Origin of the sequence: Streptomyces sp. NPDC021100 (assembly GCF_044333095.1) — a bacterium.
Taxonomy (GTDB): Bacteria; Actinomycetota; Actinomycetes; order Streptomycetales; family Streptomycetaceae; genus Streptomyces.
On the sequence record NZ_JBIRQH010000017.1, the window covers coordinates 61,032 to 78,996 of the forward strand.

Below are 17,965 nucleotides of genomic sequence, written 5' to 3' on the forward strand. Positions count from 1 at the left end.
AAGGTGACAGGCAGATGGCGGCGGCCTCCCACGACCTGCGGTTCGACTCCGGGCGGCTCTGCCTGGACCTGGTGGCCACCGGGGTGGGGCGGCCCGGCGACGGTCCCGGGGAGCGGCTCGGCACCCCCGAGCGGCTGCGCGCCTGGCTGCTGGGCGCCCGGGTCGTACCGCCGGGCACGCCGCTGGAGGCCGTCGACGCCGGCTGGCTCGGGCGTTTCCACGCCCTGCGCCACCTGCTGCACCGCGTCGTCCGCGCGGAGGCCGTGGACGGTCCGGAGCACGCCGCCGAGGCGGACCTCGCACAGGTCAACGCCCTCGCCGCCGAGCCCCCGCCCGCCCCGCGGGCCGTCCGGGGCGCCGACGGCGGTCTCGTCCGCACCGTCGCCGGCCCGCCCGACTGCGCGGCGCTGGTGTCCCTGGTGGCCCGGGACGCGGTGGAGCTGCTCACCGATCCGGCCGTCCGCGGCCTGCTGCGCCAGTGCGAGGGCGAGAGCTGCACCCTCCTCTACCTGGACACCTCCCGGGGCCGGCGGCGCCGCTGGTGCTCCAGCGAGGTCTGCGGCAACCGGGAGCGCGTGGCCCGGCACCGCCGCCGGGTGATGAACGGCGAGGGAGCACAAGAAGGAGCGAGAGAAGGGGCGCGAGAGCCGGGCGCCACCGCTGAGGCGTCCGCAACCGGGCCCGGCGGCGCGGACGTTAGGCCGTCGCCGCACCCCGTCAAGCCATGACCGACCGTGCCAAACCTCTCATGTCCTGACAGGTGCGCTAGGTACCCCTGTTCGCGTACGGTTGAAGGCTGCCCTACGCACACAGAAGGGGGCCTGGGTGGCCGCGCAGAACGCCACACGCGCGCAGGTGGCGACGGATCCGCAGAACGCCGGGAACGGTGGGGGAACCACGCATCCGGACGGGATCCGTGACCGTGAGATCGGTGCCGAGCAGCACCATCTGGACCGGGTGTACCGGCGCCTCGAGGAGAAGATCCACGAGGCCGAGTTCCTCATGGACGACGCCGCCAAGCGCGGCCAGGTGGGGACGCCGGGGGCGCTCGCCGAACGGGACGCCCAGGTGTTCCGCGCCGGGGTCCACCTCAACCGGCTGAACAGCGAGTTCGAGGACTTCCTCTTCGGCCGCATCGACCTGCTGCGCGGCAAGGACCGCAAGAAGGGGCCCGACGGCGCGTACACCTCGGTCGAGCCCGCCGACGACGCCGTCCGCGACGACCGGGCCGAGATCGCCGAGACGCTGCACATCGGCCGCATCGGCGTCCTGGACGCCGACTACTCGCCGCTCGTCATCGACTGGCGGGCGCCCGCCGCCGCGCCCTTCTACCGGTCGACGCCGGTGGCGCCCGGCCGTGTGGTGCGCCGCCGGGTGATCCGCTCCAAGGGCCGCCGGGTGCTCGGCGTCGAGGACGACCTGCTCCGCCCGGAGCTCCGGGCGACCCTGGACGGCGCCGCGCTGCCGGTGGTCGGCGACGGCGCCCTGATGGCCGCGCTCGGCCAGGCCCGCAGCCACACCATGAGGGACATCGTTTCTTCGATCCAGGCCGAGCAGGACCTGGTGATCCGCGCCCCCGCCGCCTCGGTGACCGAGGTCGAGGGCGGCCCGGGCACCGGCAAGACCGCGGTGGCCCTGCACCGCGCCGCCTACCTGCTCTACCAGGACCGCAGACGCTACGCGGGCGGCATCCTGATCGTCTCGCCGACGCCGCTGCTCGTCGCGTACACCGAGGGCGTGCTGCCGTCGCTGGGCGAGGAGGGCCAGGTCGCCATCCGCGCCCTCGGTTCGCTGGTGGACGGCGCGGAGGCGGACACCTACGACGAGCCGGCCGTGGCCCGGATCAAGGGCTCCTCGCGCATGCTCAAGGTGCTCCGCAAGGCCGCGCGCGGTGCCCTCGACGTCCCGCGCGACGGGGCCGTCCCGGACCGGCTGCGCGTCGTCGCCTTCGGCGCCCGCGTCGAGCTGGGCCCCGAGGACCTGGACCGCATCCGGCAGTCCGCGCTCGGCGGCACCGCCCCCGTCAACCTGCTGCGGCCCCGCGCGCGCCGGCTGCTGCTGGACGCCCTGTGGTCCCGCGCGGGCGGCCCCAAGCGGTACACCGACCCGGAGATGGCCGCGGAGGCCCGCGCGGCGTTCGACGAGGACATCACCACCGAGGACGACTTCCTGACCTTCCTGGCCGCCTGGTGGCCGGAGTTGGCGCCCCGTCAGGTGCTGGCGCTGCTCGCCGACGAGCGGCGGCTCGGGCGCTGGGCCCGCCGGGTGCTCAACCCGCGCGAGGTGCGGCAGCTGGCCCGCTCGCTGGGCCGGCTGGACGCGGACGGCAAGGGTCCGCTCTCGGTGCACGACGTGGCGCTGCTGGACGAGCTGGAGACGCTGCTCGGCACCCCGGCCCGGCCCCGCAGGCCCCGTGAGCTCGACCCGCTCGACCAGCTCTCCGGCCTGGAGGAGCTGATGCCCGAGCGGATGGAGAGCCGCCGCGAGCGGGCGGAGCGGCTGGCGCAGGAGCGCCGCGACTACGCGCACGTCATCGTCGACGAGGCGCAGGACCTGACGCCGATGCAGTGGCGGATGGTCGGCCGCCGGGGCCGCCACGCCACCTGGACGATCGTCGGCGACGCGGCCCAGTCGTCCTGGTCCGACCCGGACGAGGCCGCCGCGGCCCGGGACGAGGCGCTGGGCACCCGCCCCCGCCGCCGCTTCCGGCTCACCGTGAACTACCGCAACCCGGCCGAGATCGCCGAACTGGCGTCGAAGGTGCTGGCGCTGGCCATGCCGGGGATGGAGTCCCCGTCCGCCGTCCGCTCCACGGGCGTCGAGCCGCGCTTCGCGGTCGCGGGCCGCGACCTCGCCGCGTCCGTCCGCGCGGAGGCGGAGCACCTGCTGGCCGAGGTGGACGGGACGGTCGGCGTCGTCGTGCCCATGGGCCGGCGGGCCGAGGCCCGGGCCTGGCTGGCCGGTCTCGGCGACCGGGTGGTGGCGCTGGGCAGCCTGGAGGCCAAGGGGCTGGAGTACGACGCGACGGTCGTCGTCACGCCGGCCGAGATCGCCGACGAGTCCCCGGCCGGGCTGCGCGTCCTGTACGTGGCCCTGACCCGCGCCACGCAGCGGCTGACGGTGCTGGCGGGGAAGCGCGACGAGCCGGACGCGGACGGGGTGCCGGACCTGCTGCGGGACTGAGCCGTCCGGCGGCCCGGGGATGGCGGACGGCCGAAGTGCCGTACGCCGCCCGGATGGTCGTCCGGCCGGTTCCGGCGGAACTCCCGGTACCGGGAATGACTTCCGGGAGGCGTTTGTTAGCCTGAATACGGCACCGGCTCGATCCAAGCCCCCGGGCCCAACCTTAGTCGCTTCGAGCGACCACTTGCCGCGAGGCGAGCATGGCGGGCCGGTGCCGCTGAACCTTCCGCACGACGGGCGGTTCCCTCCGAAGACTCAGGAGGGAACCGCCCGTTCGTCTTCGGTCGTGTTCAGTCGTGTCCGGTGCCGTCCGTGCGGGCTTTGCCTGCGGTTTAACGGGGTCGGCGCATGATGGGAAGGCGGGGATCCGCCCAGGTGGGCGGCCCCGAGGGCGCTCATGGCGCTCTCATATGGTGAAACCCACCTTCCGGAAAGACGGTGCTGGTTACCGTCTACCGGCCGGTAGGTGCGACGATCGGATGTCGCCCGGCGGGGGACGGCCCCGGCCGGACCGCACGCCCGGGCGCGCGGAACAACGCAATCAGCGAAAGCAGGGGAAAGCGGCCATGGCAACGGCGCCTAGCGTCTCGTACTCGATGACGGTCCGACTGGAGGTGCCCGCCGGCGGTACCGCGGTCAGCCAGCTCACCACGGCCGTGGAGTCCTCCGGCGGATCGGTGACCGGCCTCGACGTCACCGCCTCCGGCCACGAGAAGCTGCGGATCGACGTCACCGTCGCCGCGACGTCCACCGCCCACGCCGACGAGATCGTGCAGAAGCTGCGCGGCATCGAGGGTGTCAGCGTCGGCAAGGTCTCCGACCGGACCTTCCTGATGCACCTCGGCGGCAAGATCGAGATGGCGTCCAAGCACCCCATCCGCAACCGCGACGACCTCTCCATGGTCTACACGCCGGGCGTCGCCCGCGTCTGCATGGCCATCGCCGAGAACCCCGAGGACGCCCGCCGCCTGACCATCAAGCGCAACTCCGTCGCGGTGGTCACCGACGGCTCCGCGGTGCTCGGCCTGGGCAACATCGGCCCCAAGGCCGCGCTGCCCGTCATGGAGGGCAAGGCGGCCCTCTTCAAGCGCTTCGCCGGCATCGACGCCTGGCCGATCTGCCTGGACACCCAGGACTCCGACGCCATCGTCGAGATCGTCAAGGCCATCGCCCCCGGCTTCGCGGGCATCAACCTGGAGGACATCTCCGCGCCCCGCTGCTTCGAGATCGAGGCCCGGCTGCGCGAGGCCCTCGACATCCCGGTCTTCCACGACGACCAGCACGGCACCGCCATCGTCGTGCTCGCCGCCCTGACCAACGCGCTCCGCGTGGTCGAGAAGTCCATCGGCGACGTACGGGTCGTCATGTCCGGCGCCGGCGCGGCCGGTACGGCCATCCTCAAGCTGCTGATCGCCGCCGGCGTCAAGCACGCCGTCGTCGCCGACATCCACGGCGTCGTCCACGCCGACCGCGAGGACCTGGTCTCCGCCGACCCGGGCTCGGCGCTGCGCTGGATCGCCGACAACACCAACCCCGAGGGCATCACCGGGACGCTCAAGGAGGCCGTGCGCGGCGCCGACGTCTTCATCGGCGTCTCGGCCCCCAACGTCCTCGGCGCCGAGGACGTGGCCGCCATGGCCGACGGCGCGATCGTCTTCGCGCTCGCCAACCCCGACCCCGAGGTCGACCCGGCGATCGCCCGCCAGACGGCCGCCGTGGTCGCCACGGGCCGCTCGGACTTCCCCAACCAGATCAACAACGTGCTGGTCTTCCCGGGCGTCTTCCGCGGCCTCCTGGACGCCCAGTCGCGCACCGTGAACACCGAGATGATGCTGGCCGCCGCCGGCGCCCTCGCCGACGTCGTCGCCGAGGACGAGCTGAACGCGAACTACATCATCCCGAGCGTCTTCAACGAGAAGGTCGCGGGCGCGGTCGCCGGGGCCGTCCGCGAGGCCGCGAAGGCCGCCGGAGTGGCTGTGACGGCCGCCACGACGGCCTGACCACGGCGCGTCGCGTGACGCGGCGCTCCTACGGCCCCCATAGGGTGTCGGGCAGTGAACGGGCCGCGGAAACGCGGCCCCCTCCGAGGCTGTGGCGCTTTCCGTGTGACTCTCCAGGGTGCCGGATTGGCTTTCCCACCACTGGTGGGGGCAGGATGCTCCCCCGAGGACTCCGTCCAGGGGGCACCCCCCGGGGCGCGAGGGATCTAGTGGCGGACCCGGGTCCGGGGACTGTCCGAGGGCCCTGGCAGCATCGGCTTCGATCTCACGCCTCATTGGCAAGAAAGACACGGGAGTACAACATGAACCGCAGTGAGCTGGTGGCCGCTCTGGCCGACCGTGCCGAGGTGACCCGCAAGGACGCCGACGCCGTTCTGGCCGCCCTCGCCGAGACCGTCGGTGAGGTCGTCGCCAAGGGCGACGAGAAGGTGACCATCCCCGGCTTCCTGACCTTCGAGCGCACCCACCGTGCCGCTCGCACCGCCCGTAACCCGCAGACGGGCGAGCCGATCCAGATCGCTGCCGGTTACAGCGTGAAGGTCTCCGCGGGCTCCAAGCTCAAGGAAGCCGCGAAGGGCAAGTAAGCCTTCGGACGCCGGAGGGCGGCCGTTCCCCGGGCGGGGGCGGCCGCCCTTTCGCGTGCGCGGCGCTGCGCGGGCGCCTGCGGCGGGCTGTGCCCCTGGCCCGCCCTTTCACCGTTTCTTGCGGGGGCGAGCCCCCACACCCCCGAAACCGCGCTCCGCGCGGTTGTCCTCAAGCGCCGGACGGGCTGATTTCAGCCCGTTGGGGGTGCCCCCTCTGGGGGAGTTTGAGGACGAGCGGCGAAGCCGCGAAAAGGGGGTCTGGGGCGCAGCCCCAGGAAACGGCGAAGGGGCGGGACAGGGGCATCCCACCCCCGCCCCGCCCCCACGGCGGACGAGCCGTCACGCTCCCAGTGGACGCTCCACGTTCGCGCCCAGATCCTGCAGCTTCTGCATGAAGTTCTCGTACCCGCGGTTGATCAGCTCGATCCCGTGCACCCGCGACGTCCCGTCCGCGGCCAGCGCCGCGATCAGGTAGGAGAAGCCGCCCCGCAGGTCGGGGATGACCAGGTCGGCGCCCTGCAGCTTCGTCGGGCCGGAGACGACCGCCGAGTGGAGGAAGTTCCGCTGGCCGAAGCGGCAGGCGGAGCCGCCGAGGCACTCGCGGTAGAGCTGGATGTGGGCGCCCATCTGGTTGAGGGCGGAGGTGAAGCCCAGCCGGGACTCGTACACCGTCTCGTGGACGATGGACAGGCCGGACGCCTGGGTCAGGGCGACGACGAGCGGCTGCTGCCAGTCGGTCTGGAAGCCGGGGTGGACGTCCGTCTCCAGCGCTATGGCGTTGAGCTCGCCGCCGGGGTGCCAGAAGCGGATGCCCTCGTCGTCGATCTCGAAGGCGCCGCCGACCTTGCGGTAGGTGTTGAGGAAGGTCATCATCTCGCGCTGGCTGGCGCCGCGGACGTAGATGTTGCCCTTGGTGGCGAGCGCCGCGCTCGCCCAGGAGGCGGACTCCAGGCGGTCGGGGAGCGCGCGGTGGTTGTAGCCGCCGAGCGAGTCGACACCGGTGATCCGGATCGTCCGGTCGGTGTCCATGGAGATGATCGCGCCCATCTTCTGCAGCACGCAGATGAGGTCCTCGATCTCCGGCTCCACGGCCGCGTTGGACAGGACGGTGACGCCCTCCGCCAGCACGGCCGTCAGCAGCACCTGCTCGGTCGCGCCGACCGACGGGTACGGGAGCTGGATCTTGGTGCCGCGCAGCCGCTGCGGGGCCTCCAGGTACTGCCCGCCCTCGCGCTTCTCGATGGTGGCGCCGAACTGGCGCAGCACCTCGAAGTGGAAGTCGATGGGCCGGCCGCCGATGTCACAGCCGCCCAGGCCCGGGATGAAGGCGTGGCCGAGGCGGTGCAGCAGGGGGCCGCAGAAGAGGATCGGGATGCGCGAGGAGCCGGCGTGCGCGTCGATGTCGGCGACGTTCGCGCTCTCCACGTGCGAGGGGTCGAGAACCAGCTCGCCCGGCTCGTCGCCGGGGCGCACGGTCACGCCGTGCAACTGCAGCAGACCGCGGACGACCCGCACGTCACGGATGTCGGGGACGTTGCGCAGGCGGCTGGGGCCGCTGCCGAGCAGGGCGGCGACCATGGCCTTCGGCACGAGGTTCTTCGCACCGCGGACACGGATCTCGCCCTCGAGCGGGGTACCGCCGTGGACAAGCAGGACATCGTCAGGGCCGGTCATGGATCTCGCGTTCCTGGAGTTGGGCAGGGGGCAAGAAGAAAGGGTAATGCGACCGGAGGGGCCTGATGCCGCCCCGAGGGGGGCCTTGGCACGTCATGGGTTTGTCACAACACGCTGCGTTAACGGAGTGGTCGCTACCGGTTATCGTCGGGCACCGGTAATGAGCGTCTCCCGGCGCGCCCCCTCCCCCGTGCTCCGGAACGCTTCGTACCGGCCGGTTTTTCGTCCCTTTCGGGGGCTCCCGCGGGCCCGGAATGCGGGATCATGTCGCCATGACGGAGGTGTCCTCGCTCACAGGGCGGCTGCTGGTCGCGACCCCGGCGCTGGCGGACCCGAACTTCGACCGCGCGGTCGTGCTGCTGCTCGACCACGACGAGGAGGGCTCGCTCGGCGTGGTCCTCAACCGGCCCACGCCGGTCGGCGTGGGCGACATCCTCGCGTCGTGGGCCGCGCTGGCCGGCGAGCCGGGCGTGGTGTTCCAGGGCGGACCCGTCTCGCTGGACTCGGCGCTCGGCGTGGCCGTCGTCCCCGGCGACGAGCCCGGCAAGGACACCCCCGCCGGCGGCCCGCCCGGCTCCGGCCCCGCGCGCCGCCCGGGCCGGGGCGACCCCGCGGGCTGGCGGCGGGTGCACGGCGCCATCGGCCTCGTCGACCTGGAGGCCCCTCCCGAGCTGCTGGGCTCCTCCGTCGGCTCGCTGCGCATCTTCGCCGGGTACTCGGGCTGGGGGCCCGGGCAGCTGGAGGAGGAGCTGGTGGAGGGCGCCTGGTACGTGGTGGAGTCCGAGCCGGGCGACGTCTCGTCCCCCGATCCGTCCCGGCTCTGGCGGTCGGTGCTCCGGCGGCAGCGGAACGAGCTGGCCATGGTCGCGACCTATCCGGACGATCCCAGTCTGAACTGAGGCGCGGGGCGGTGTGGACCGGGGACGCGGCGGCCGCCGGACGCCGCGTCCCCCGAGCCTCCGCCGACCGTGCCGCTCCCCAGTACCCTTGGGGACCATGAGCACTCTCGAGCCCGAGCGCGGGGCAGGTACAGGCACCCTCGTAGAGCCGACACCGCAGGTGTCGCACGGCGACGGCGACCACGAGCGCTACGCCCATTACGTCCAGAAGGACAAGATCATGGAGAGCGCGCTCTCCGGCTCCCCGGTCGTCGCCCTCTGCGGCAAGGTCTGGGTGCCCGGGCGCGACCCCAAGAAGTACCCGGTCTGCCCGATGTGCAAGGAGATCTTCGAGGGCATGGGCGCCGGCGGGGACGACAAGGGCGGCAAGGGCGGCGACAAGAAGTAGCCCCCGGACGGGCGGTGCGTGGCGGGCGGTGGCCCGCGGTACGTACCGCCCCCCGTGCCCCGGCCCCTCGTCCCACCTCGCCTCGGCCCCCGAGCCGCCGGCCCGTCCGGCGGGCGGGTTCCCGTCTCGCTCCACGGCTCCCCGCCGCGTCACCGTCCGCGGCCGGGGAGCCGTCGCGCGTTCGCGGCGGTGAAGGGGCGACGGCGTGGGCGTGAGGGGGTGATCGGATTCGCACCGGTGCGGGGTGCGGCGTACGGCGGGCCCGAGTCGGCCGGGGTCTGGTCCAGACCATCGGTTCCGGGAGAGGATCCGTTCCGGAGAACCGGACCAGGACCCCCTGCCGGAAAGGCTGCCATGAGCGACACCGAGACCGGGCTCGTCCCCGCGCCGCGCCGCTTCACCTGGGTCCCGCCCGGCAAAGGGCTGGAGGTGCTGGACGAGGAGACGGGGATCAACGCCGGCCCGGGCACCGAGGGCACCGCCCGCTGGCTGCGCGCCACGGTCGGGGCCGCCACCGGGCTGCCGCTGCCCGACGGCGACGACCACCACAACCACCTCGTCCTGCGCATCGACCCGCGGGTGGCCGGCGAGCTGGGGCCGGAGGGCTACCGGATCGTCATCGACGGGTACGGCGTCTTCCTCGACGGCGCCGATCCGGCCGGGCTCTTCTGGGCCGCCCAGACCTTCCGTCAGATGCTGGGCCCCGACGCCTTCCGGCGGGCACCCGTCGCGGCGCGGCGGGAGTGGCACGTCCCGTGCGTCAGCGTCCAGGACGCGCCGCGCTTCGGCTGGCGCGGCGCCCTGCTCGACGTGGCCCGGCACTTCGTCCCCAAGGACGGCGTCCTCCGCTTCCTCGACCTGCTCGCCGCGCACAAACTCAACGTCCTGCACCTGCACCTGACCGACGACCAGGGCTGGCGCGTCGAGATCGAGCGCTACCCGCGGCTGACCGAGGTCGGCGCCTGGCGGTCCCGGACGAAGCTCGGGCACCGGGCGTCGCCGCTCTGGGACGAGCGGCCGCACGGCGGCCACTACACCAAGGACGACCTCCGCGAGATCGTCGCGTACGCCGCCGAGCGGCACGTCACCGTCGTGCCCGAGATCGACCTGCCCGGCCACTCGCAGGCCGCCATCGCCGCGTACCCCGAGCTCGGCAACGCCGACGTCGTCGACACCGCCGCCCTCGGCGTCTGGGACACCTGGGGCGTCAGCCCGAACGTGCTCGCCCCGACGGACGCCACCCTGGCCTTCTACGAGAACGTGCTGACCGAGGTCCTCGACCTCTTCCCCTCGCGCTTCGTCCACATCGGCGGTGACGAGTGCCCCAAGGACCAGTGGAAGGCGTCGCCGACGGCGCGGGCCCGGATGGCGGCCGAGGGGCTGGCCGACGAGAAGGAGCTCCAGAGCTGGTTCATCCGGCACTTCGACCGCTGGCTCGCCGCGCGGGGGCGGCGGCCGATCGGCTGGGACGAGATCCTGGAGGGCGGGTTGGCGGAGGGCGCCGCCGTGGCGTCCTGGCGCGGCTACGCGGGCGGCGTCGCCGCGGCCCGGGCCGGGCACGACGTCGTCATGTGCCCCGAACAGCAGGTCTACCTCGACCACCGGCAGGCCCCGGGGCCGGACGAGCCCGTGCCCATCGGCTGGGTCCGCACCCTGGAGGACGTCTACCGCTTCGAGCCGGTGCCGCCCGAGCTCACCGCGGAGGAGGCCGGGCGTGTCCTCGGGGCCCAGGCCAACCTCTGGACGGAGGTGATGGAGGACCAGCAGCGCCTCGACTACCAGGCGTTCCCCCGGCTGGCGGCCTTCGCCGAGGCGGTGTGGTCGGCCCTCCCGCCGCCCGCCGAACGGGACTTCGCCCACTTCGAACAGCGCATGGCCGTCCACTACCGGCGGCTGGACGCGTTGGGCGTGGCCTACCGGCCGCCCGGCGGTCCCCGTCCCTGGCAGCGCCGGCCCGGGCTGCTCGGACGCCCGATCGAGGGGGCGCCCCCGATCGTGTGACGTGGAGCGGAAGGTCTCGGTCCGCCCGGTGCGGCCCTGGCACGGTGGACCTCCGCACACCGCCGTAAGTCGTACAAGGCATGGTCAAAGACGGTCATATGCCGCCATGGTGGGCGGGGAGTGGCGGGGCGGGGCGTAGCGGGACGTGGACGAAGGCCGGAGCGGCAGCCGAGACGATGACGAGACGATGACCGGGGCGACCGGGCCCACTGGGGCGACCGGGCCGACCGGAACCGCCGGGACCCCGCGTGCCGCGAGGCGCCCGCGTGCCGCCTCGGCGGCGGTCGGAACGTCCTCGTCCGCCGGGGGCGGAACACCTCCGGCCGGCCGGCGCCTTCCGCTGCCGGGTCCCGTCCCCGGTGCGTGCCGTGCCGCGCCCGGGCGGGTGCCGCGGGGCCTCCGGCCGCGACGCGCCCGGGCGTTCGTCCCCCGGGCCGTGACACCGCCGCGGCCCGGGCGCGTTCGGGCGGCGTGCCCGGTGGTCCCCGCGCCCGCCGCTCCGGGGCGGGCGGGACGGGCGGGGAAGGGCGGCGGTTCGCGGACCCTCGCGACGGCGGGCTCGGAAGATGTGCCAGAGTTGCCACGTCCGGACCGTGAGCACGTACCGTACGGCGGAATGCCGGCGCGACGGCCGGAACAGCCGGGACCACCGGGGAAGGGGCAGCTGGGTTGACCACGCACGCACCGCAGGCGGCGCACACGGTGACGTTGCCGGGCTCGCTCGACGAGGCCGTGGCGGCGCTGGCCGCCATGCCCGCCGCCGTGCCCGTCGCGGGCGGCACCGATCTCATGGCAGCGGTCAACTCGGGCCTGCTGCGCCCCGCCGCGCTCGTCGGCCTCGGGCGCATCAGCGAGATCCGCGGCTGGCAGTACCAGGACGGCCACGCCCTGCTCGGCGCCGGACTGACCCACGCCCGCATGGGCCGGCCGGACTTCGCCGCCCTCATCCCCGCGCTCGCCGCCGCCGCCCGCGCCGCCGGACCCCCGCAGATCCGCAACGCGGGCACCCTCGGCGGCAACATCGCCTCCGCCGCGCCGACCGGCGACGCGCTGCCCGTCCTCGCGGCCCTGGAGGCGTCCCTCGTCATCGCGGGCCCCGGCGGGCGGCGCGAGATCCCGGTCGGCAGGCTGCTCGCCGGGATCGAACTGCTGCACCCGGGCGAGCTCATCGGCTACGTCCGCGTCCCGCTGCTGCACGCCCCGCAGACCTTCCTGAAGGCCACCGGCCGGACCGGCCCCGGCCGCGCCACCGCCTCCGTCGCGGTGGTCCTGGACCCGGCCCGGCGGATGGTCCGGTGCGCGGTCGGCGCGGTCGCGCCGATGCCGCTGCGCCCGTACGACGCCGAGCACTGGGTCGCCTCGCTCATCGACTGGGACGGCGAACGGACCCTGGCCCCCGAGGCGCTGGCCGCCTTCGGCGACTACGTGGCCGCCGCCTGCATCCCCGACCCGCCGCCGGGCCCGCAGGGTGCCGACGACGGCACCGGCCACGCCGTCCAGGCGCCGGGAGAAGGTACCCTGCCGCCGGCCGTGCTGCATCTGCGGCGTACCGTGGCGACTCTGGCCCGCCGAGCACTGGGGAGGGCACTCGCGTGAGTGACGATCAGCAGCGACACGCCCGGACGCCCGTCGAGGGCGGCTGGCAGCCCATGCCGCGCGGGGCGGAGATCGACGCGGAGGGCACGGCGTTCGTCCAGCTCCCGCCCGAACTGCTGGCGCACCCGGGCACCGGCGCGAACACCGGCTGGGCGCCGCTGGCCGCGCCCGGGACGGGGTACGCGCCGCCCGCGGCGGCGTCCTCCTGGGACGCGGTGCCGCAGTATCCGGCGGGCGGTCAGGAGCACCCGGGCGGCGCCGGCTACCCCCAGGGCGGTCAGCAGGGCGGGGCGCAGCACCAGCCGGGTGTCCACCAGCCCGGTGTCCAGCAGACAGTGCCCCACCAGTCCGTGGCGCACCATCAGCAGCACCAGCAGGCGGGTCCGCAGCAGCACCAGGGCGCGTCCGTGCCGCAGCAAGCCGGCGCGCGCCCCGGGGACGCCGGGCGCGCGGCGCAGCCCGAGCACGACGACTGGCCGGCCGGCCCGTACGTCTCCGGCATGGTCGACGGGCCGGCGGAGTGGGCCGCGCCCGCGGACGCGTACGGTCCCGGCCCCGGCACCACCGACACGTACGGCTCCGGCGTGCCCGGCGCCGACGGGCAGGATGGCGACGTCCACGGCGGTGAGGGGTACGGTGCCGAGGCGTACGCGGCGGACGCGTACGGGCCCGGCGGCACGTACGGCTCCGGCGTACCCGTGGCCGGCGGTCCCGACGGCTCCCCGGCCCCCGCCGCGCCGGGCGCGGCCGGCGGTCCCGACGGTTCCGACGGTTCCGGCGGGCTGCAGGACACCGCGCAGTGGCCGCTGCCGTACCCGCCCGGCGTGGAGCCGGACGCCGCCGCGCAGAGCGGTTCCACCGGGCAGTGGTCGGTCCCGGCGGCCGGGGACGACCCGGTCGACGAGTCCGGCGAGTACGCGCTGCACGCCGCCCCGCACGGGGCGGGCGCCGCGCCCGCCGCCGCGCAGCCGGCGGTGGAGTGGCCCGCGCCCGCGCCCGGTTCCGCCGACACCGGCGCCTGGCACCAGCCCCTGGGCGGCGGTACGGAGGGGACGGACGGGGCCGGTGTGCCCGTGTCCCCGGCGCCTTCCGCCGACGCGGCCGACCACGCCGGGCCGACCGGACCGTGGTCGGTGCCGGCCGCCCCCGCGACGGCGGGCGACACGCCCGACGCGTCGGGGGAGTACCGGGTGAACGCGTACCCGGGCGACGGGTTGACGCCACGGCCCGGTACGGACGCCACGAACGTCACCGATACGGGCGAACAGGCGGTCAGTGGCGCGTGGGAGGTGGTGACCGACGTTCCGGGCGCCCCTGCCGCCGCCCCGCACGCGAACGGGCATCAGGGCCGCGACGCCCACGATGCGCACGACACGCAGGACGCGCACGGCGGGTACCGGCAGCACGGGCTCGCCGCGCCGCACGACGCTTCCGGTGCGGCTCCCGAGGCCGTGCCGCACGCCGAACTCCTGGCGCACGCCGCCGAGTCCGTACCGGGACACGGCCCGGAGCAGCCGCACGCGTCCGCGGACCACGGGGAGCACGGGGCCCACAGGGAGTACGGAGAACACGGGATCGCTGCCGCCGGTGACCCGGCGGAGGCGGGGCACGAGCCGCCCGCCGGGCGGGAGCCCGCGCCGGGACCGGACGCCGCCGCGCCCGTACCGCGCGACGCGCCCGCCCCGCACGCCGCGCCCGCACCCGTCGAGCACCTGCCCGAGGAAGGCGCCCCCGGCGCGCCCCACGAGCAGCTCGAACAGCCCGAGCCGCCCGGCCCGTTCGACGCGCCCGCCTCCCCGGACCCGTCCGACGCCTCCTCCGTCCCCCCGGAAGGCACCGGCCCGGGCGTCCCCGCGGACCCGGCGGACCCCGCCGACCTTCCCGCCCCCTCCGCGCTCGACGAGCCGCAGGCGCCCGCCACCGAGCACCCCTGCGCCTCGTACGTCCTGCGCGTCAACGGCACCGACCGGCCGGTCACCGACGCGTGGATCGGCGAGTCCCTGCTCTACGTCCTGCGCGAGCGCCTCGGTCTGGCCGGCGCCAAGGACGGCTGCTCGCAGGGCGAGTGCGGCGCGTGTTCGGTGCAGGTGGACGGCCGGCTGGTGGCCTCCTGCCTGGTGCCCGCCGCGTTGACGGCCGGCTCGGAGGTGCGGACGGTCGAGGGGCTGGCCCAGGACGGGCAGCCCTCCGACGTCCAGCGCGCGCTCGCCGACTGCGGCGCCGTGCAGTGCGGCTTCTGCGTGCCCGGTCTGGCGATGACGGTCCACGACCTCCTGGAGGGCAACCACGCCCCCACGGAACTGGAGACCCGCCAGGCCATCTGCGGCAACCTCTGCCGCTGCTCGGGGTACCGGGGGGTCCTGGAGGCCGTCCGCCAGGTCGCCGACGAGCGCGCCGAGGCGGCCGCGGCGCTCGACGAGGCCCAGCAGGCGCCCGGGGAACAGGACTCGGCGACGGGACGCATCCCGCACCAGACGGGGCCGCACGACGGCGGCAGTGGAAAGGCGACGGCATGACGGGGATGGGCGGCAGCGCCGGAGCGGGCGGCTCGGGAGGGCCGGACGACGTGACGGGTGTGCTCGGCGCTCTGGTCACCTCCTCGGTCACCGCGCCCGCGCCGGTCCCCGACGGGCCTCCGCAGGGCATCGGCGTGTCCGTCCCGGCCACCGACGCCGCGGCCAAGACGCAGGGCACCTTCCCGTACGCCGCCGACCTGTGGGCGGAGGGCCTGCTGTGGGCGGCGGTGCTGCGGTCCCCGCACCCGCACGCCCGGATCGTCTCCATCGACACCGCCACGGCCGCCGCCATGCCGGGCGTGCACGCCGTCGTCACCCACGCCGACGTGCCGGGCGACGCCGCCCACGGGCGGCGGGTCGCGGACCGCCCGGTGTTCGCGTCCGACGTGGTGCGCCACCACGGCGAGCCGATCGCCGCCGTCGCCGCCGACCACCCGGACACCGCCCGGCTCGCCGCCGCCGCCATCGCCGTCGAGTACGAGGTGCTGGAGCCGGTCACCGACCCCGAACTGGCCTTCTCCGCCGAGCCGCTGCACCCCGACGGCAACCTCATCCGCCACATCCCGCTGCGCTTCGGCGACCCCGAGATCACCGGCGAGGTGGTGGTCGAGGGGCTGTACCGCATCGGCCGGCAGGACCCGGCGCCCATCGGCGCGGAGGCCGGCCTCGCCGTGCCGCGGCCCGACGGCGGCGTCGAGATCTACTGCGCCTCCACCGACCCGCACGCCGACCGCGACCTGGCCGCCGCCTGCTTCGCGCTCGAACCGGAACGCGTCAAGATCGTCGTCACCGGTGTGCCCGGCGCGATGGGCGACCGCGAGGACTCCGGCGTCCAGCTGCCGCTCGGCCTGCTCGCGCTGCGCACCGGCCACCCGGTGAAGCTCGCGGCCACCCGCGAGGAGTCGTTCCTCAGCCACGCCCACCGCCACCCGACGCTGCTGCGCTACCGCCACCACGCGGACGCGGAGGGCAAGCTGGTCAAGGTCGAGGCGCAGATCCTCATGGACGCCGGCGCCTACGCCGACTCCTCGTCGGACGCGCTGGCCGCCGCCGTCGCCTTCGCCTGCGGCCCGTACGTCGTCCCGCACGCCTTCGTCGAGGGCTGGGCCGTCCGCACCAACAACCCGCCCTCCGGCCACGTCCGGGGCGAGGGGGCCATGCAGGTGTGCGCCGCCTACGAGGGCCAGATGGACAAGCTGGCCGCGCGGCTCGGCATCGACCCCGCCGAACTGCGGATGCGCAACATCATGGCGACGGGCGACATCCTGCCCACCGGCCAGACGGTCACCTGCCCGGCCCCCGTCGCCGAACTCCTCGCCGCCGTCCGGGACTTCCCCCTCCCCGCGCTCCCCAAGGACGACCCCGAGGAGGAGTGGCTGCTCCCCGGCGGCCTGGAGGGCGCCGGCGAACCGGGCGCCGTCCGGCGCGGCGTCGGCTACGGCGTCGGCATGGTCCACATGCTCGGCGCGGAGGGCGCGGACGAGGTGTCCACGGCGACGGTGAAGGTCAGCGGTTCCGTCGCGACCGTCATCTGCGCCGCCGTCGAGACCGGCCAGGGCTTCTCCACCCTCGCCCGGCAGATCGTCCAGGAGGTCCTGGGCATCACGGACGTGTACGTGGCGCCGGTCGACACCGACCAGCCCCCCTGCGGCCCGGCTGCCCACGGCCGCCACACCTGGGTCTCGGGCGGCGCGGTGGAACGGGCCGCCCGCATGGTCCGCACGCAGTTGCTGCAGCCCCTGGCCGCCCAGTTCGGCATGTCCACCGAGCTGCTGACGATCGCCGACGGCAAGATCACCTCGTACGACGGCGTGCTCAGCACCACCGTCGCCGAGGCCCTGGACGGCAAGGAGCTCTGGGCCACCGCCCAGTGCCGCCCCCACCCCACCGAGCCCCTGGACGAGACCGGCCAGGGCGACGCCTTCGTCGGCATCGCCTTCTGCGCGGTACGGGCCGTGGTGGACGTCGACGTCGAACTCGGCTCCGTCCGCGTCGTCGAGATGGCCGTCGCCCAGGACGTCGGCCGCGTCCTCAACCCCGCCCAGGCGCACGCCCGCATCGAGGCCGGCGTCACCCAGGGCCTCGGCGCGGCCCTCACCGAGAACCTCCGCACCTCGGCCGGCCAGGTCCGCCGCCCCGACTTCAGCGGCTACGCCCTGCCGACATCCCTGGACGCCCCGGACATCCGGATCGTCAAGCTCGTCGAGGAACGCGACGTGGTCGCCCCCTTCGGCGCCAAGGCCATCAGCGCCGCCCCGGTCGTCACCTCCCCGGCCGCCATCGCCTCGGCCGTCCGCGCCGCCACCGGCCGCCCGGTCAACCGGTTGCCGATCCGACCGCAGGCGGCGGTGGCGACGTAGTACGGGTCGGGGCGGGACCAGTGGAGGGGGCCCCGGAAGGGCTGTTCACCGCCGCTTCCGGGCTGCCTTCCACCGGCGGTACCGGCGTTCCTTCTTCTCGCTGTCGAGCGGCTCCTTCAGCCGTGGCGACAACTCGGGCAGCACGGCGCCCCGCTCCTGGGCGACCAGCAGCCCCCGGACGTACGCGCGCGCCTGCTCCTCCAGCGGCCCTAGGCGATTCCACCGCCGGCCAGCGAGCACCCGCAACCAGATCACGAGGGGCACGAGCAGCAGCGCCGCGCAGGCGGCGGGCACCCCTTCGGTGGACGCGTACAGCGCTCCCAGGGCGGCGGCCACGGCAAGCAGGCACCCTCCCTCGTCGTACCACTCACCCTTGCCCGCGATCCGTTCGTAGTGAGCGACGGCTTCCGGCTTCGGCGGGATGAGACCGTCGGGTGCTGCGACATGAGTGCCCTTCGGACGTCGACGAGAAAACATCCACTTTGCAGCTATTTGCCGTGCTGCGTACGGACGTCGAGTTATACCTATGGTGCATGCGTGCTTACCTGTCAGTAGTCTCGCATGGCTTGATGTAGGGCCCATGGAGTAGTGGGTGGACGAGGGGGGCGGAAGTGGGGGCACAGTCCGCGAGCGACCGGCTGAAGGTGGAACTCGGCACGCTCAAGACCTTCAAGAGGCGCGTCGACGAAGCGCTGGGCAAACTGGGCGGTTCGGAAGCGGACCCGTCGCGCGTGGAGCAAGCGACGTTCGATCAGGGGCGTTTG

General features: G+C 74.7%; 12 protein-coding genes. 10 read left to right on the forward strand and 2 right to left on the reverse strand.

What is annotated here, in order from left to right:
* Positions 1–14: 14 nt before the first annotated feature.
* The 4 genes from ACH4PU_RS26495 (at position 15) to ACH4PU_RS26510 (ending at position 5,767) form a co-directional block, all read left to right on the forward strand.
* Positions 15–728 carry a CGNR zinc finger domain-containing protein gene (locus tag ACH4PU_RS26495; RefSeq protein WP_398276936.1) on the forward strand — a complete coding sequence of 238 codons (714 nt, stop codon included), beginning with the start codon at positions 15–17 and terminating at the stop codon, positions 726–728.
* 127 nt (positions 729–855) lie between these two features.
* A complete protein-coding gene (locus ACH4PU_RS26500) occupies positions 856–3,183 on the forward strand; it encodes a HelD family protein (protein WP_398277243.1) in 2,328 nt (775 codons plus the stop codon).
* A gap of 566 nt (positions 3,184–3,749) precedes the next feature.
* A complete protein-coding gene (locus tag ACH4PU_RS26505) occupies positions 3,750–5,183 on the forward strand; it encodes an NAD-dependent malic enzyme (protein WP_185944186.1) in 1,434 nt (477 codons plus the stop codon).
* Between the two features lie 302 nt (positions 5,184–5,485).
* Positions 5,486–5,767 carry an HU family DNA-binding protein gene (locus tag ACH4PU_RS26510; RefSeq protein ID WP_004951951.1) on the forward strand — a complete coding sequence of 94 codons (282 nt, stop codon included), beginning with the start codon at positions 5,486–5,488 and terminating at the stop codon, positions 5,765–5,767.
* 339 nt (positions 5,768–6,106) lie between these two features.
* Here ACH4PU_RS26510 and murA read toward each other — a convergent pair whose 3' ends face one another.
* Positions 6,107–7,441, reverse strand: a complete 1,335-nt coding sequence (gene murA, locus ACH4PU_RS26515; RefSeq protein ID WP_398276940.1) for a UDP-N-acetylglucosamine 1-carboxyvinyltransferase — start codon at positions 7,439–7,441, stop codon at positions 6,107–6,109.
* 272 nt (positions 7,442–7,713) lie between these two features.
* On the opposite strand from murA, the gene ACH4PU_RS26520 reads away from it, so the two are divergent.
* The 6 genes from ACH4PU_RS26520 to ACH4PU_RS26545 all read left to right on the forward strand — a co-directional run bounded on the left by ACH4PU_RS26520 (position 7,714) and on the right by ACH4PU_RS26545 (position 17,201).
* Positions 7,714–8,340, forward strand: coding sequence for a YqgE/AlgH family protein (locus tag ACH4PU_RS26520; protein WP_398276943.1), 627 nt, complete (start codon positions 7,714–7,716; stop codon positions 8,338–8,340).
* Positions 8,341–8,437: 97 nt separating this feature from the next.
* The gene (locus tag ACH4PU_RS26525) at positions 8,438–8,728 is read left to right on the forward strand and encodes a DUF3039 domain-containing protein (protein ID WP_078588184.1); all 291 of its coding nucleotides are present in this window, start codon (positions 8,438–8,440) and stop codon (positions 8,726–8,728) included.
* A 354-nt stretch (positions 8,729–9,082) separates the two neighbouring features.
* Positions 9,083–10,729 carry a beta-N-acetylhexosaminidase gene (locus tag ACH4PU_RS26530; RefSeq protein WP_398276947.1) on the forward strand — a complete coding sequence of 549 codons (1,647 nt, stop codon included), beginning with the start codon at positions 9,083–9,085 and terminating at the stop codon, positions 10,727–10,729.
* Between the two features lie 669 nt (positions 10,730–11,398).
* Positions 11,399–12,325, forward strand: coding sequence for an FAD binding domain-containing protein (locus tag ACH4PU_RS26535; RefSeq protein ID WP_398276950.1), 927 nt, complete (start codon positions 11,399–11,401; stop codon positions 12,323–12,325).
* Positions 12,322–14,841, forward strand: a complete 2,520-nt coding sequence (locus tag ACH4PU_RS26540) for a 2Fe-2S iron-sulfur cluster-binding protein (protein ID WP_398276953.1) — start codon at positions 12,322–12,324, stop codon at positions 14,839–14,841. Before ACH4PU_RS26535 ends, ACH4PU_RS26540 begins: the two co-directional genes overlap by 4 nt.
* Positions 14,842–14,846: 5 nt before the next feature.
* Positions 14,847–17,201, forward strand: a complete 2,355-nt coding sequence (locus ACH4PU_RS26545) for a xanthine dehydrogenase family protein molybdopterin-binding subunit (RefSeq protein ID WP_398277246.1) — start codon at positions 14,847–14,849, stop codon at positions 17,199–17,201.
* Positions 17,202–17,246: 45 nt separating this feature from the next.
* On the opposite strand, the gene ACH4PU_RS26550 is transcribed toward ACH4PU_RS26545, so the two are convergent.
* Entirely contained in the window at positions 17,247–17,537 is a 291-nt protein-coding gene (locus ACH4PU_RS26550) for a hypothetical protein (protein WP_398276956.1), read from the reverse strand.
* Positions 17,538–17,965 lie beyond the last annotated feature (428 nt).

Coding starts and splice junctions, on each gene's coding strand:
- ACH4PU_RS26525 (WP_078588184.1), top strand. CDS start 8,438: ATGAGCACTCTCGAGCCCGAGCGCGGGGCAGGTACAGGCACCCTCGTA.
- ACH4PU_RS26510 (WP_004951951.1), top strand. CDS start 5,486: ATGAACCGCAGTGAGCTGGTGGCCGCTCTGGCCGACCGTGCCGAGGTG.
- ACH4PU_RS26530 (WP_398276947.1), top strand. CDS start 9,083: ATGAGCGACACCGAGACCGGGCTCGTCCCCGCGCCGCGCCGCTTCACC.
- murA (WP_398276940.1), bottom strand. CDS start 7,441: ATGACCGGCCCTGACGATGTCCTGCTTGTCCACGGCGGTACCCCGCTC.
- ACH4PU_RS26495 (WP_398276936.1), top strand. CDS start 15: ATGGCGGCGGCCTCCCACGACCTGCGGTTCGACTCCGGGCGGCTCTGC.
- ACH4PU_RS26520 (WP_398276943.1), top strand. CDS start 7,714: ATGACGGAGGTGTCCTCGCTCACAGGGCGGCTGCTGGTCGCGACCCCG.
- ACH4PU_RS26545 (WP_398277246.1), top strand. CDS start 14,847: ATGGGCGGCAGCGCCGGAGCGGGCGGCTCGGGAGGGCCGGACGACGTG.
- ACH4PU_RS26505 (WP_185944186.1), top strand. CDS start 3,750: ATGGCAACGGCGCCTAGCGTCTCGTACTCGATGACGGTCCGACTGGAG.